Origin of the sequence: Brevibacterium sp. CCUG 69071 (assembly GCF_021023135.1) — a bacterium.
In the GTDB taxonomy this organism is placed as follows: Bacteria; Actinomycetota; Actinomycetes; order Actinomycetales; family Brevibacteriaceae; genus Brevibacterium.
The window spans coordinates 40,011-55,143 of the sequence record NZ_PGFV01000004.1; the positions used below are offsets into that span (position 1 = coordinate 40,011).

The 15,133-nt window shown below is 67.1% G+C and carries 10 protein-coding genes and 1 tRNA gene; 3 read left to right on the forward strand and 8 right to left on the reverse strand.

Annotation, left to right across the window (positions count from 1 at the left end; translation table 11 throughout):
• Positions 1-33: 33 nt before the first annotated feature.
• On the reverse strand, positions 34-1,518 hold the full coding sequence (locus CV023_RS11905) for a CoA-acylating methylmalonate-semialdehyde dehydrogenase (RefSeq protein WP_230745924.1): 1,485 nt from the start codon (positions 1,516-1,518) through the stop codon (positions 34-36).
• 113 nt (positions 1,519-1,631) lie between these two features.
• Here CV023_RS11905 and CV023_RS11910 point away from each other — a divergent pair, with 113 nt between their 5' ends.
• Positions 1,632-3,245: a PucR family transcriptional regulator gene (locus CV023_RS11910; protein WP_230745925.1), complete on the forward strand. Its 1,614-nt coding sequence runs from the start codon at positions 1,632-1,634 to the stop codon at positions 3,243-3,245.
• A 43-nt stretch (positions 3,246-3,288) separates the two neighbouring features.
• On the opposite strand, the gene CV023_RS11915 is transcribed toward CV023_RS11910, so the two are convergent.
• The 7 genes from CV023_RS11915 to CV023_RS11945 all read right to left on the reverse strand — a co-directional run bounded on the left by CV023_RS11915 (position 3,289) and on the right by CV023_RS11945 (position 10,076).
• Positions 3,289-4,302: an Ldh family oxidoreductase gene (locus CV023_RS11915; RefSeq protein WP_230745926.1), complete on the reverse strand. Its 1,014-nt coding sequence runs from the start codon at positions 4,300-4,302 to the stop codon at positions 3,289-3,291.
• Between the two features lie 101 nt (positions 4,303-4,403).
• On the reverse strand, positions 4,404-5,489 hold the full coding sequence (locus CV023_RS11920; protein ID WP_230745927.1) for a proline racemase family protein: 1,086 nt from the start codon (positions 5,487-5,489) through the stop codon (positions 4,404-4,406).
• A gap of 18 nt (positions 5,490-5,507) precedes the next feature.
• On the reverse strand, positions 5,508-6,407 hold the full coding sequence (locus CV023_RS11925) for a dihydrodipicolinate synthase family protein (RefSeq protein ID WP_230745928.1): 900 nt from the start codon (positions 6,405-6,407) through the stop codon (positions 5,508-5,510).
• Between the two features lie 70 nt (positions 6,408-6,477).
• The gene (locus tag CV023_RS11930) at positions 6,478-7,725 is read right to left on the reverse strand and encodes an FAD-dependent oxidoreductase (RefSeq protein WP_230745929.1); all 1,248 of its coding nucleotides are present in this window, start codon (positions 7,723-7,725) and stop codon (positions 6,478-6,480) included.
• Between the two features lie 241 nt (positions 7,726-7,966).
• Positions 7,967-8,698, reverse strand: coding sequence for a GntR family transcriptional regulator (locus tag CV023_RS19030; RefSeq protein ID WP_230745930.1), 732 nt, complete (start codon positions 8,696-8,698; stop codon positions 7,967-7,969).
• A gap of 38 nt (positions 8,699-8,736) precedes the next feature.
• Entirely contained in the window at positions 8,737-9,330 is a 594-nt protein-coding gene (locus CV023_RS11940; protein ID WP_230745931.1) for a short chain dehydrogenase, read from the reverse strand.
• Between the two features lie 657 nt (positions 9,331-9,987).
• Positions 9,988-10,076, reverse strand: a tRNA-Ser gene (locus tag CV023_RS11945).
• 666 nt (positions 10,077-10,742) lie between these two features.
• Between CV023_RS11945 and CV023_RS11950 the strand changes: the two genes are divergently transcribed.
• Together CV023_RS11950 and CV023_RS11955 are read left to right on the forward strand one after the other, a co-directional pair.
• Positions 10,743-12,773 (forward strand): LCP family protein, encoded by a 2,031-nt coding sequence (locus tag CV023_RS11950; protein WP_230745932.1) that lies wholly within the window; start codon positions 10,743-10,745, stop codon positions 12,771-12,773.
• A complete protein-coding gene (locus tag CV023_RS11955) occupies positions 12,770-14,950 on the forward strand; it encodes an FAD/NAD(P)-binding protein (RefSeq protein WP_230745933.1) in 2,181 nt (726 codons plus the stop codon). The genes CV023_RS11950 and CV023_RS11955 overlap by 4 nt, the downstream gene beginning before the upstream one ends.
• Positions 14,951-15,133 lie beyond the last annotated feature (183 nt).

Here is a 15,133-nt window from a genome sequence, read left to right on the forward strand (position 1 = left end):
CAGGGTGTGACGTCGGGGTTCGGCCGTCGGGGTTCAGTCGTTGGTCGGGAATCCGAGGTTGAGTCCGCCGTGGCTGGGGTCGAGCCAGCGGGAGGTCACGACCTTGCCGCGGGTGAAGAAGTGCACGCCCTCCTCGCCGTAGGCATGGGTGTCGCCGAACAGCGAGTTCTTCCAGCCGCCGAAGGAGTAGTAGCCCACCGGCACGGGGATCGGTACGTTGATGCCGACCATGCCGACCTCGATCTCGTTCTCGAAGCGGCGGGCGGCGCCGCCGTCGTTGGTGAAGATCGCGGTGCCGTTGCCGTAGGGGTTGGCGTTGATGAGCTCGATGCCTTCGTCGTAGCCGGGGACGCGGACCACGGCGAGCACGGGACCGAAGATCTCGTCGGTGTAGATCGACATGTCGGTGGTGACGTTGTCGAACAGGGTCGGGTTGAGGAAGAAGCCGTCGGCATGGTCGTGGTCGCGGCCGTCGAGGACGAGGGTCGCACCGGAGTCGACTCCGGCGTCGATGTAGCCGGCGACCTTGTCCCGGTGCGCGGCGGTCACCAGCGGACCCATGTCCGGTTCGTCTGTGCCGTCGCCGATGCGCAGGGTGCGGGTGCGCTCGGCGACCTTGGCCACGAGCTCATCGGCGATCGAGTCGACGGCGACGACCACAGAGATCGCCATGCAGCGCTCTCCCGCGGCACCGTAACCGGCATTGACGGCGGCATCGGCGGCGAGGTCGAGGTCGGCATCGGGGAGGACGAGCATGTGGTTCTTCGCTCCGCCGAGCGCCTGCACGCGCTTGCCGGCGGCGGTCCCGTTCTCGTAGACGTACTTCGCGATCGGGGTGGATCCGACGAAGGACACCGAGGCGACATCGGGGCTTTCGAGCAGCGTGTCCACGGCCTCCTTGTCGCCGTGGACGACGTTGAAGACGCCGTCGGGCAGACCGGCTTCCTTCCACAGTTCGGCCATCCAGTTCGCCGCGGAGGGGTCCTTCTCCGAGGGCTTGAGGACCACGGTGTTGCCGGTGGCGATGGCGACCGGGAAGTACCACATCGGGACCATGGCCGGGAAGTTGAAAGGAGAGATGACGGCGGCGACGCCGACGGGCTGACGCAGAGAGTGGACGTCGATCTTCGTCGAGGCGTTCTCCGTGTATCCGCCCTTGAGCTGGGAGGCGATGCCGCAGGCGAACTCCACGACTTCCTGGCCGCGCGCGACCTCGCCGAGGGCGTCGGAGACGACCTTGCCGTGTTCGGCGGTGATGATCTCAGCCAGCTCCTGCTTGCGGGAGTTGAGCAGTTCGCGGAAGTTGAACAGGATGGACGTCCGCTTCGCCAGGGAGGTGTCGCGCCAGGCGGGGAAGGTCTCGGCGGCGTTCGCGATCGCGGATTCGACAGTGGCCTTCGATGCGAAGGCGACCTGGCCGCTGACCTCGCCGGTGGCGGGATTCGTGATATCGCCGAGGCGGGAGTCGGCGTCCGCGGGAACGCTGCGTCCGTTGATCCAATGGGAGAGGGTGGTCATGAGTCATCCTTCTTCGTCGACGGTGATGCTGTTGGGGCCAGTCTGGCCGGAATCCGCTCACGGCAACAGATACACTATGTCAGCATTCGATGCTTCTGATTTACACTGTGTCAATGAGCGGAGCAGATGACGGGACCGGTGGGCTGAGCGTGGCCGAGATCCTCGAGGTCGAGGAGATCCGCACCGGAGAGCCGGAGATCCTTGCCGGTGCCGCGGAGCTCGAGCGTGGCATCCGCTGGGTCCACATCGCCGATTCCGAACAGGTCGAGCGCTTCCTCGAAGGCGGGGAGCTCGTGCTCACCACCGCGCAGACCTTCCGCAACTCCCCTGCCGCGGTGGCGGAGTTCCTCGACCAGCTCGAGCGCGTCGGCGCCGCGGGAACGGTCGTCGAACTCGTCGACGCGGACTCCGCTCCGGATCCCGCCGCCGTCGAGGTGCTGCGCGAGGCCGCCGCGGGGCGTGAGCTGCCGGTGATCATGCTGCCCCAGCGGATCAAGTTCGTGCGGATCACGGAGTTCGCTCACCGCCGCCTGCTCGGCCAGCAGCTCTCGCGCCTCGAACGTGCCCAGGAGATCCACGAGACCTACACGCGGCTGAGCCTCGAGCGGGCGGGCGCTCAGACCATCGTCGAACGCACGGCAGACCTCCTCGGCGCTCCCGTCGTCCTCGAGGATGTGGCCCATCGGGTGCTGGCTCATGCCGGTTCGGGTTCCGCGGACTTCGTGCAGAACTGGACCGACCTCGTCGCCGGTCGCGGTGAGGCCGGTGCACAGCATTGGCACCAGACTCCCGTCGGTCTGCGTGCGCGTCGCTGGGGCCGCCTCGTCGTTCCGGGTGCCGCCGACACCGGCGCGATCGCGCAGATCATCGAACGGGCCGGTGAGGCGCTGACCCTAACTCGGATGGCCGACCGCGATGAGCAGGACCTGCTCCTGCAGGCCCAAAGCGGTCTGCTCAGGGAGATCTCCGACGGTACGGGCCTCGACGAACGCTCGGCACGCGCTCGTGCACTCTCACTCGGCTTCGCACCCGAGGCCGAGGCGCGACTGCTGCCCGTCGTCATTCGACTCGATCGGGATGCTGATGGGGACCCCACCCTGATCCAGCTGCGAGAGCGCGGACTGACGCAGGAGCTCGTGGCCACGGCGACACGATTGCGGCTGCCGTGCCTGGCGACGAGCCTGCAGTCCGGCACGTTCGGTCTCATCCTCGCTCTCGGCAGCGGGGACTCCGATACCGGACAGGACGCCGAGGATCGGGTCCTCGACCGACTCTTCGGCGAGCTCGGGGACGAGGAGCCGAGGTGGGCCGCCGGGGTGGGACGTTCGAGCTCTTCGCTGCTGACCGCGGTATCCGGGCTCGAGGCGGCCTCGCAGGTCGCCGAGGTGGCGTCGACCTTGGATGTCCGTGAGCATTCCTACTACCGGTCCGCCGATGTCCGGCTCCGCGGGCTGCTCTCGCTGCTCGGCCACGATCCGCGGCTGCGGGCCTTCGCCGACGGCGAGCTCAGCCCGCTCCACGAGGATGCCGAACTCCTCGACTTCCTCGAGCTCTACCTCAGCCACGGCGGGAACAAATCCGCGGTGGCCAGGGCCAGGTTTCTCTCCCGGCCCGCCCTCTACGCGCGCATCGCGAAAATCCAGGACCGCCTCGGCGTCTCCCTCGATGATGCCGAATCCCGCACGGCCCTGCACGTGGCGCTGCTGTGGCGGCGGATGAACGGCTGAGCGGACAGACATTCCCGTCACGCAGCACGAAGCACGCAAGCTCTCAGTCCAGGAGCGCGCGGATGTCTGCGGTGACCGGAATTCCACTCCTTTCCGCCTCGGCACGGTTGGCATAACGTCGATCGGCGGGCAGGCGCTCCATCCCCGAGTACCTGAGCATGTCGGTGAAGGCCCTGACCCGGGCGAGGTATTCGTCGTTGCCTCCCCGCTGCGGGTCGATGACGATGTAGAGCTGACCGGTCCGAAAGGTGTGGGCTCCCTCCGGCGCTTCGACATCGATCTCGTAGGTGAAGCTGCCGCCGGTCAGTCCGGCCGCGAGCATCTCGATCATCATCGACAGCAGGGCACCCTTGTGTCCGCCGAAGGGTCGAATGCCCCCGCCGTCGAGGATCTCGACGGGGTCGGTGCTCTCGTGCCCTTCGGCGTCGACGCCCGTCCCGGGCGGAGCCTCTTCGCCATCGGCGCGGAGCAGCTGCAGGTCCCCATGGGACACCGAGGAGGTCGCGAAGTCGAAGACCACCGGATCGGCGTCGGCGACGGGAGTGGCGAATCCGAACGGATTGGTGCTGAACACCGGCCGACTCGCGCCCTCGGGAACAACCGCGAGCTTGCCGCTGGCGATCATCGCCATCGCCACATGACCGTCCCGGGCAAAGCCCTCGAGCTCGGGCCACAGGGAGCTGAAGTGGTGGGAATCGCGCAGGGCGATGACGGCGACCCCGGTTTCGGCGAGCGCATCGGCGATCAGCGACTGCGCCGCCGCCAATGCCGGCTGGGCGAAGCCGTTGCGTCCGTCGATGCGGATGAAGGACGGCCCGGAACGCTCGATGCTCGGCACGGCAGCGCCGTCGGCCCATCCCCGGGTCAGCGAGTCAAGGTATCCCCTGACCCTGAACACCCCATGGCTGAGGGTGCCGTCGCGTTCGCAGGAAGCGCAGTTGAAGGCGAGGACACGCGCAACCTCTTCGGAGGCACCTGCCGCGACGAGTCGGGCTTCGATCACCTCGACCAGGTCTACAAAGGAGATCCGCTTCTCCGTAACTTCATTCGCCTTCATGAACGCTCCTCGATTCTTACCGACGATTCTCTGCAGAGTCTTTCATCTCCTCGCCAATGGCTGATCTCCGCCGTTCGCGCTCAGCCCTCGGCAGTTCCGGCTCAGTCCTCGGCGGTCAGCGTTCCCACGCCCAGTCCCCAGATGTCTCCGACGGTGTAGCCGACGGGGAACGGGTCGTCGCGCTCGATGACGAGCTGGGTGAACGCGGTGATCCACCCGCGTCCGGTGATCGAAGGGATGATCGCCGGCCGGCCGGCGACGCTGGTGGTCTCCTTGACCTCGGCGGTGAAGGTCGTGCCCATCATCGATTCGTGGACGAACTTCTCACCGACGGCCAACTCGCCCCGGGCGTGCTTGGCGGCGACGCGTCCGCTGGTCCCGGTCCCGCACGGGGACCGGTCGAGCGTCCCCGACCACGTGGTGTCATCGCTTAAGTCGATCTCCCCGTTCGGCAGGACCACGGCGTTGCGGCCATCGGTGCCCGGGGTCACGGCCGGCCCGTGGAGCATCGGCAGGCCGATCGTGTTGATCTCGGGGATGAGCGGGTGCTCGACCTCGAAGGCGAGGTCGGCGGCACGGCGCATCGCCGAGGCGGCTCGGATGATCGTCTTCGCGTTCTCAGGTTCCAGCGCGACTCCGAGGTCGGCGGCCTTGGCCTGGACGTAGAACTGTCCCCCGAAGACGATGTCGACGGGGATCGTTCCGTAGCCGGGCACGTCCAGCGGCAGGTCGAGGCCGTGGACGAAGGCCGGGACATTGTCGAAGGTCACGGACTTCGCCCGGCCCGCCTCCACCTCGGCGCGGACGGTGACGATGCCCGCCGCAGTGTCCACGCGCAGGGTGGTCACCGGTTCGACCACGTCGACGGCTCCGGTCTCGACGAGGGCGGTGACGGCGCAGATGAGGTTCGATCCGGACATCGGGCGGAATCCGCCCTGCTCCATGACGATCATCCCGAAGTCGCAGCTGGCATCGATCGGGGGCACGATGATCGGCGAGCAGAGCCCCGGATAGCCGCGCGGCTCCTGCAGGACCAAGGTGCGCAGATCGTCGAGGTACTCCTCGCAGTAGCGCAGACGCTCGGCCATCGTCGAGCCCCTGACCCGCAGACCCGAGCCCATGAGCACGCGTCCGGGCTCCCCGGCAGCGTGGACGTCAACCGCTTGGATGAGCTGCCTGTTCGTCATGCGTGTGTCCCCTTCGACTCAGGCGTGCGTCTCGACGCCGGCGGCGGTCAGCAGGCCTCTGAACTCCTCACGATACTCCGGGGCCAGCGGCTGGACCGGGGCTCGCGTGGGGCCGGCGGGGACGCCGACGAGTTCTAGACCGGTCTTGATCGCGCAGGCATAGTTGTGGGATTCGAGGAATACGCAGATGGGGTTGATTCTCGCCCACAGCTCGCGTCCCCGGGCGAGGTCGGCATCGACCGCGACCGCCTGATAGAGATCGGCGCACAGCCCCGGGATGACGCTGGCCGCGCCCCAGACTCCCGCCTCGGCGCCGAGGGCCAGCGCCGCGAAGGTCAGGGTGTCCCAGCCGTTGAGCGCCTGGATGTCATCGGCGTGATCGAAGTGGACTTCGGTGAACTTCGGGAAGTCGCCGCCGGTGTCCTTGTAGCTCGTGACCCCGGTTTCGGCGCCGAGGCGGCCGAGCTGTTCGGCGCTGAGCTCGAGTCCGGTGGCGGCGGGGATGTTGTAGAACATGATGGGGATGTTCACGGCCTCCGAGATCGCCGAATAGTGGGCGATGACCTCGTCGAAGGCGGGGGTGTCGTAGAAGGGCGGGACGATCATCAGTGCATCGGCGCCGGCCGCCTCGGCATCCCGGCTCAGCTCGATCGTCTCCGCGGTGCTCGGGGCTCCGGTGCCGGCCACGACGGGCACCCGCCCGGCGGCCGCCTCGATGTAGGCCCGGTTGGAGGCCTTGCGTTCGGCGATGGTCAAGGCGGTGAATTCGCCGGTCGAGCCTCCGGGGACGAGGCCGTTGACGCCGGCGTCGATGATGTGAGCGGTCTGGGCGCGGATGCCGGCGAGGTCGATCTCGGACCCGTCGGCGGTGAAGGGAGTGACACAGGCGGCGAGGATGCCGGTGAATGTGGAGGACATGGGAGTCTGCCTTTCGAATGTGGATGTGGTGCGGGGTGAGGTGGGTCAGTTGCGGAGTGGCCGCTGGGGCTCAGAATCGGTTCGGTGAGACCTGGGCCAGGTGGTCGGCGCCCAAGCGCGAGGGCCGGTCGAGCATGATGTCGGTGAGCACCTTCGCCGAGGCGGGGGCCAGTGAGAGTCCGAGCATCGAATGTCCCGAGTTGACGAAGGCATTCTTCGCGCTCGTCAGCGGTCCGATGACGGGAAGTCCGTCCGGAGTCATCGGGCGTGAACCGGCCCAGGGGGTCTTCTCCCCCGGACCGTCGCCCCAGCCGTGGAAGGCCTCGCGGGCCGCGCGACGGATCGCTTCGACACGGACTTCGTTGACCGAATCGTCTCTGCTGCCGAATTCCATGGTTCCGGCCAGGCGGAGCGTGCCGTCCAGCGGAGTGACAGCGACGCGGGCGTCCTCGAGGGTCAGCGAGGTCTTCAGCTGCACCGGGGCCGGACTGTAGTCGATGCTGTAGCCCTTGCCGGAATAGATCGGCAGCCTCTGTCCGAGCTTCGCGCTCAGGGCCCCGGTCGGGACCCCCGCGGCGATGACGACGGAGTCGGTGCGCAGGACCTCGGCATCGTCGGTGACCGCTGCGGTGACGGTGTCGCCGCTGCGGACGAACCCGCTGACGCCGGTGTCCTCGCGGACGGTTCCTCCGAGTTCGCGGATCTTGGCCACCAGGGCTCGGGTGAGCGAATCGGGTTCGATCTGTCGATCGTTCGGAAAGAAGAGTCCGTGGCGGAGGCGATCGCTCAGTGCGGGCTCGGCCTCCAGGACCGCGTCGCCGTGGAGCCGCTGCGGAATGTGGCCGGCGGCCTCGAATGCCTCCAGGCTCTCGGCATGCTCTTCGAAGCGCTCCTTGGTCTCGAAGGCGAGCAGCACTCCCCGATCGTGCATCTCGAAGTCGATGCCCTGCCGCTGGTAGTCGTCGAAGAGGTCGTTGGCGTCGTCACCGAGGCGCAGGTGCAGATCGAGTCCGGCTGCGAAGTCGCGGGCGTTGCAGTGCATGGCCATCCGCAGCAGGAATTTCAAGTAACCGGGCGCGACCGAAGGATGGATCGAGAGCGGACTATCGGGTTTGAGCATCCACCTGATGCCCTGCAGGAGGACTCCAGGTGCGGGGACCGGGTTGCTTTCGGCGAGGGCGATCTTGGCGGCGTTGCCGTGCGAAGCACCGGCTCCGGCCTTCGCCACCTCGAGCACGGTGACCTCGACTCCGGCGGAAGCCAATTCATAGGCGGTTGCCAGACCGACGACTCCTCCCCCGACGATGACAGTTCTCATCCGTATCCCCTTTGCTGTACTCCGTTGCCGACTGCGGGCGCGGCCTCAACCACGCAATCTGATTGTATGACAATCACTTGATGGCTACGCTACGCAATGCCCACGGGCGCGTCAATAAGGAATGCACGGATTTGTCGAACACAGAGCGATCACCAAGGAAATGCCCGGTGAGCGCAGACAGAGAACCCCGGATCGCGCACTCGCAGTGCACGATCCGGGGTTCTGCCGAAGGATCCGGCGCTCAGCCGGCGCCGGAGGAGCCAGCGATGAGGAAGGCGAGCTCCTGGGCGCTGTCCATGGTGTGGACGTCGAGAGCGGTCGCGATCCGTGCCTTGTCTCCGGTGCGAATGGCCGACATCAGCGCAGCGTGGATCGCATGCGCCCGTCCGGCATCCCGGCGGGTGAACTGGTCGTAAGCGAGGATGAGCGTCATCTGCGCCTCGACCACAGGCCAGATCCGCATCAGCAGGTAGTTCTCCGAGGCCTCCCAGATGCCCCGGTGGAAGCGGACGTGCGCCTGGTGCAGCGCCAGGGGGTCCGAGTCCGCGCCGATCTGCTCGAACTCGGTCCACACATCCTCGAGATGCGCGAGCCTCTGACCCGTGTCGTCCGCGAGGATCTCGGCGATCGCCTCGGAGTCGAGTGCGACGCGCACACGCGCGATCTCGAGGAGGGATTCGACCTCGATGTTCGCCACTCGCAGACCTCGATAGGCCTCCTGAATGAGGAACCCGTCACGCGCCATCTGGTTGAGCGCTTCCCGCGCGGTCGGCCTGCTGACATCGAGGGACGAGGTCAGCTCGGCTTCGATGATGCGCTGGCCGGGACGGATCTCGCCGAGGACGATGCGCCGTTTGATCTCGTCGATCACGCGCTGTCGTCGCTCAGTGTTCGAGGCCGGGGTGCGCACTGCGGCTCGTTCGCCCGCCGCCGTTCGCTCGCCCGACGCGGCCTCCGGCTTCGACGGCTTCACGGTTCGATCCTCATTTCGCGGTCCTCATCTCACAGTCTTCAGACCGCGATGATGCGGCCGGTGACATTGCCCTCGACGGACCGGACGAAGGCGGTGGCCACCTGCTCGTCGGTCACGGGGACCATGCCGGCGAAGGCATCGTGATAGTGCGGCGAGTTCGCGAGCACGTTCGGACTGACCGCATTGATGCGGATGCCGCGAGGCAGCTCTGGGGCCGCGGAGATGACGAAGGATTCGACGGCACCGTTGGCCAGAGCGGCCGCGGCGGCGGTCGGTACGGGTTCGCGACTGAGGACTCCGGTGACGAAGGTGATCGAACCACCGTCGCTGAGGTGGTCGAGGCCCTGGGTGACGAACTCGACCTGGCCCAGGGTCTTCGAGGTCAGTGCCTCCAGGTAGTCCTCACGGGTCAGCTCTGTCACGGGCTTGAATGCGGCCGAACCGACCGCGACGATGATCGCATCGACCGTGCCCACGGCCGCGAGCAGACGAGAGATCGATTCGGGGTCGGAGGTGTCGACCGCAGGGTCGGTCGAGCGGGTGACGCCGATGACCTCGTGTCCGCGCTTCTCGAATTCGGCGCGTGCGACGCCGCCGACATGTCCGACGGATCCCACCAAAAGAATCTTCATCGCCGTCCTCCATCCTCGTCGTGTGACTGTGGTTTTGTCAGACATTCTTGGATTGACTGACAACCCGAGTCTAGGGGACGAGACGGACTCCGACCAGCGGGCTCGCCTCAGCCGTCGCAGCGGAGCTCCACCCGGTGGTTCTTCGCTCGGCCCTCCGGATCGTCGTCAGCCTCGGTGCCATTCCACGCCACAGGGTCGGATTCACCGTGCCCCACCGCCTAGACCTTGAGGTCTGCGTCTCCCGAGGTCAGGACATCGGCGAGGGCCCTGGCTCGGTCCATGGGCCGCAGCCGCTTCGATCACCAGTTTTGCGGCGCTCAGGTCGATTGTTCGGCTACCTCCGAGCAGATTCAGGCCCTAATCTGCTCGGAGGTCGCCGAACAATTGCTGCACGACCGGGCCGGAAACGAGAATCGTCCCACGCCACCGCATGACCGATGACGCGGCGTGGGACGAATACGGCCACTAGATCGATCCTGACGCGTGCAGCGACTTGTTCGACTCGGATCTCGAGGTCGTCGCCGAGGCGATGGAAGCCGCGAGGGTTGCGGCACTACATTGAGAGTGTCGGAAAAATGTGGACAAGCGCCTATTTCTGGACAGACGAAACCCCCGCGATCCACTATTTCTAGAGGATCGCGGGGGCTTCCCACAACGCGGAGCCGGTGGGATTTGAACCCACGGTCCCCAGTTCAAGGGACTTCACCTTAGCAGGGTGACGCTTTCGGCCGCTCAGCCACGACTCCAAATCGTTGACCCGATCCCCCTATAATTCGAGGGCTTCGGATCCGCAGTCGGCACTACGAGAACAGCCTATGCGAAAGTCCCCGCCGAGGGCAAAGTGCAGGCGCGAAGAGTGGCCTTGCTCATATCGATCACGTCCGCCGATCGGCCTCAGACCGGCGCTGGGAGTCCCTTTCCACTGCTTGCGTGCACGCGAATTCCAGCATTCATCAATCTACGGGCGTAAAATCAACCTGAAGTGCTCTGCGGTCTGCTCACTGACGGTCATTGGGAACGTGATGTTCCATGGTTGCCTCCTGCACCGAAGACCCAGCGCGATGAGCGGACCGACCGGCACGAGAAGTGAAGTTTGAGGAGTAGAGAACTTGCCAGAGATTCCCCCTGACAAGCATGGACCGAATGGGAACGACCCCGATTCTCCCGCTGCAGGTCGCCGTCTCCGTGCCTCTGCTCGACCCCGATTCCGCGGCGATGCCGCCGCCAGCGACGACAGTTCGCACACTTCTCGCCCCTCCACACCTCAGTCCTCGAACTCTCAGACACCGCGAGCCTCCGACCCCGGCCGGTCTGCTGCCGGGAATTCCCACAGCCGCCCGAACGCTTCGGGCAGCGGTCTCGGACGCGAACGCCAGAACACCGACAGCTCCAAGGCACCCACTCCGCGACCGGTGGCACCGCGCACCCGACGCGAGGCCAGGATGCTGCGCGCGGCAGCCGCCAACGGAGCATCCGCGGCAAGTGTCGCCGCTGCCGCCGATTCGACCGAGCAGGCGTCCGGCGACGATTTCTCCACGGGGCAGCACCCCACCACCGCAGCCTCGGCGAATGATTCTTCCCGACGTCCCGAGTCCGCGGACGAGTCCTACCCGACCCGCCGTGATCGCCGCGCTGCTTCGTCCTCACGCAGCTCCCGACGCGGCGGCGCCGGCAGCAAGAGCAGAGCGGCCGCAGTCGGAGCAGGAGCGGGAGCCGCGGCAGCCGGCACCGCCGGCGCGGCACACAACGCAGCCCGCAACGCTTCGCACGACCGGGCCGATCGCCGCGCCGCCAACGACCGCGGCACCGATCGCACAGACGACCGCTCCCCGGCCGAGCACGAGCCGGCACGGGCCCGACGCCATTCCTCCCGCCTCGGCGAGGCCTTTCCCGGCCTTGTCGGCTGGACGTCACTGAGCACCCTGCTGCCCGGCGTCGGACTGCTGCGCACTCGCTTCCGCCCGGCCGGCCTCATCATCTTCGGGCTCTTCGCCCTCGCGATCGTCAGCGGTCTGCTCTACCTGCTCATCAAAGGCCCGGTTCGCGCCGTGAGCATGGTCGTCGGCAATCCTTCCCTGCTCAACTTCCTTGCGATCGCGGCCGTCGTCGTCGGGGTCGTCTGGATCCTCGTCATCGTCGTCTCCCACCTGGGCCTGCGGCGAGGGCACAGGTACACGCCTTGGCAGAACAAGCTGGCCGGAGTGCTCGTCGTCTCGCTGGCGCTCATCATCGGCATCCCGCTGGGCGTCGGATCGGTCTACGCCCGGGTGCAGTCCTCGACCGTCTCCAGCCTGTTCGGCGACAGCACGGGCAAATCCATGGGAGCCGATGAGCTGTGGGCGGACAAGCCCTACATCAACGTCTTCCTGATGGGTCGAGACAACGGCGATGACCGTGAGGGAACTCGCCCGGACACGATGCTCGTCGCCTCGATCGACACGAAGACCGGCAATGCCGCGCTCATCTCCGTGCCCCGCAACCTCGCCTTCCCGATCTTCCCGGAAGGCAGCGAACTCGCAAAGGCCTGGCCCGACGGATTCCGTCCTTCCGGCGATTCCTCGGAGGACCTCATCAACGCCGTCTGGCAGTGGGGCGAGCAGAACCAGGACGCCATCGGCGACACGCACGGGCTCGAGCCGGGCATGTGGGCGACGATGCAGGCCGTGCAGGGGTCCCTCGGTCTCAACCTCGACTACTGGGCCTCGGTCGACATGGCCGGGTTCGAAGACGTCGTCGACGCCATCGGCGGTGTGAAGATCGACGTCGAACGTCCGATCCCGATGGGCGGCGGCAAATCCATGTCCGGCGTCCCGAACAAGGTCTACGGCTGGGTCGATCCCGGCGAGCAGACACTCAAGGGCAAGGACGCACTCTGGTACGTCCGCTCCCGTGAGGGCAGCGACAACTACGACCGCATGTGCCGCCAGCAGCGCATGCTCAAGACCACGCTCGAGCAGATCGACCCGCAGGAGCTGGCCGCGGCCTATCCGAAGCTCGCGAACTCGGCGACGAAGAACATTGCGACCTCGATTCCGCAGAACGAGATCCCCGCCTTCATCGAGCTCGCCGTGGCCATGCAGAAGGGCGATGTGACGACGGTCCAGATCAACAACGACGTCACCCCCACCTACAACCCCGACTTCGACGTCCTCCACAAGTGGATCCTCGGCGAGGTCAAGGGCGCTTCGAACGGCGAAGAGACCCCGCAGCCGACCAACGACGGCAGCGACAGCTCCGATAAGAAGGAGTCCTCCGAGGACGAGGCCAGCGACAAGGAGACCACCGACACCGCCGCCGGCGACACCGGTGACGAGGGCGCAGACTCGTCCGAATCCGAGGTCCCGGGCGAACCCAATACCGAAGGCAAGTGCTACCCGCAAGGCTTCAAGCCCGGCGATTCGTTCCCGGGCTACCCGGGTCCGGACGCCGGAGACCAGGGTTGAGCGCCGAGGAGGCCCCCGCAGTCGTCATCGTCGGCGCCGGTCCGCGTGGACTCACCATCCTCGAGCGGCTCACCGCACTGGCGGCGAAGCGTGTCGCCGATGCCGATTCCGGCGGCTCCGCCGAGCCGGCCCTCGTCATCCACCTCATCGACCCATACCCGCCGGGCGCCGGAATCGTCTGGCGCACCGACCAGCCGGAGACGCTGCTGATGAACACCACGATCGGTGAGCAGACGGTGTTCCCCGATCAGAGCTGCGACTTCCTCGACGCCGAGGATGTGCCGACCGGACCGTCGATGGCCGAGTGGTATCGCGAGAACGGCGGCACCGAGCCCGTGGACTCGACGTTCCCCAGCCGCGCCCTCTACGGCCGCTACCTCCGCGACGCCTACACCCGCATCCGTGCGGCCGCGCCGGACTTCATCGACATCGTCGAACACCCCACCACGGTCGAATCGATCATCGACCTGCCCCCGCTCGAGCCCTTCGACGACGCACCGGGCGGTGTCGACGCCGCGTCCGACCCCGTGCCCCCGCAGCTCGTCCGCTGCGCCGACGGCACCACGATCATCGCCCTCGCGGTCGTCCTCGCCGTCGGCCACATCCCGAGCGCCCAAACGGAGGAGCGGGCGCGGCTTGCCACCTTCGCCCAGCGCTCGGGCGGGCTGTACCTGCCCCAGGGTCTGCCCGCGGAAGCCCCCGTCGCCGAGGTGGCCCCCGACAGCCGTGTCATCGTCCGCGGCATGGGGCTCAACTACTTCGACCTGCAGACGCTGTTCACCCACGAGCGCGGCGGCAGTTTCGTACCGGTGGACGGGAGCGGGGCCGGAGCCGCCGGCGAACTCCGCTACATCCCCAGCGGCGAGGAGCCCTTCCTCGCACTCGGCTCACGCCGGGGAGTCCCCTATCGCAGCAAGCCCATCTGTGACGATCACCCCCGCGCTCCCTGGCCTCTGCGCTACTTCACCAAAGACAACATCGCGCATCTGGCCGGGCTCGAGGGCCTCGACGGCGAGCGGAAGGCCGGGGCCCGCTTCAACGACCAGCTCTGGCCGCTCATCCTCGCCGATCTCCGCTTCGGCTATTACCGCACCCTCTCCGAGGTCAGCCCCGAGGCCTTCGCCGGTGATCCCGGACAGCTGCGTGAGGCCATCGCCGAAGCGGTGTCCCGTCACCTGACGAGGCGCACCTGGCAGGAGACCCACCCGGATGCCGCCTCCGAGGCCGAGGCTGCCCGCCAAGGTCGCGTCACCCGTGAGGCCTTCGCCTGGTCGGAGATCGAAGAGGGACTCGTCCCGGACCCCGCCCACCGCATGTCCCTGCACGCGCTGCTAGATCCGCTCGAAGGACGGAAGTTCGACTCCCGCGAACCCGGGGCTCCCGACTCCCTGCACGAGTGGATGCTCGACTTCCTCCGCACCGACCTCCACGACTCCCTCGCCGGCCCGACCGGCAGCCCCGTGAAGTCGCTGTTCAACGTGCTCTGGCAGTCCAGGCTGCTGCTCAAGGAGCTCATCGCGGCCGGACACATCGACCGGGTCAGCATCGACATGGAGATCTGCGGCTGGTTCGAGAGCTTCGTCTCCGGGATCTGCGACGGCCCTCCCCCGCAGCGCATCGCCGAACTCCTCGCCCTCGCCGAAGCCGGAATCGTCACCTTCGTCGGCCCGAACATGCGCCTCGAAGCGAACGAGGACGACGCACACGCGGATGGAGCGCACGCGTACGATGTGATCGCGGACGACGCAGGCACCGTCGACAGCCCTGAACGGGGCGCCGCGCCTTCCGACGCGCGACCGCAGATCTTCAGGGTCACCTCGGCGCAGGTGAAGGGCCAGGTCACCGGCAGCGTGGTCATCGACGCGGCTTCACCGACGAATTCGATCACGCGCGCCGCCGATGTCCTCCTGCACGGGATGCTCGATCGCGGTCAGATCACTGCGGCCCGGCTGACCTTGGACGACGGTCGCGAGAAGCTCCTCAACGGGCTCGCGCTCACGCCGCGGCCCTATCGCACGATCGACGTCGAAGGCACCGTGCACCCGCGGCGCTTCGCGCTGTCGATCCAACTCTCGGCGATGCAGTGGGGGCTGGCCATCGCGGCCAATCCGGGCACGAACGCCACCACTCTGTGCGACTCCCACGCCGCGGCCGAGGCCATCCTCGACCTCCTCTGAGCCGGCCGGATTCCGCGAAACCAGCACACATTGCTCTGATTTCCTCACAGAGGGACGTGATCACTCAAGAGAAAAGTGGGCTGGTCTCGGGCGGCCGTGGTCTCGGAGCCGGTCGGCCGCGGTCGGTACACCGGTTGAGTCAGAGTGCTTCGGTTGCAACCGGGGCTATCTGACTCAACCGGT

Coding starts and splice junctions, on each gene's coding strand:
- CV023_RS11905 (WP_230745924.1), bottom strand. CDS start 1,518: ATGACCACCCTCTCCCATTGGATCAACGGACGCAGCGTTCCCGCGGAC.
- CV023_RS11910 (WP_230745925.1), top strand. CDS start 1,632: ATGAGCGGAGCAGATGACGGGACCGGTGGGCTGAGCGTGGCCGAGATC.
- CV023_RS11915 (WP_230745926.1), bottom strand. CDS start 4,302: ATGAAGGCGAATGAAGTTACGGAGAAGCGGATCTCCTTTGTAGACCTG.
- CV023_RS11920 (WP_230745927.1), bottom strand. CDS start 5,489: ATGACGAACAGGCAGCTCATCCAAGCGGTTGACGTCCACGCTGCCGGG.
- CV023_RS11925 (WP_230745928.1), bottom strand. CDS start 6,407: ATGTCCTCCACATTCACCGGCATCCTCGCCGCCTGTGTCACTCCCTTC.
- CV023_RS11930 (WP_230745929.1), bottom strand. CDS start 7,725: ATGAGAACTGTCATCGTCGGGGGAGGAGTCGTCGGTCTGGCAACCGCC.
- CV023_RS11940 (WP_230745931.1), bottom strand. CDS start 9,330: ATGAAGATTCTTTTGGTGGGATCCGTCGGACATGTCGGCGGCGTCGCA.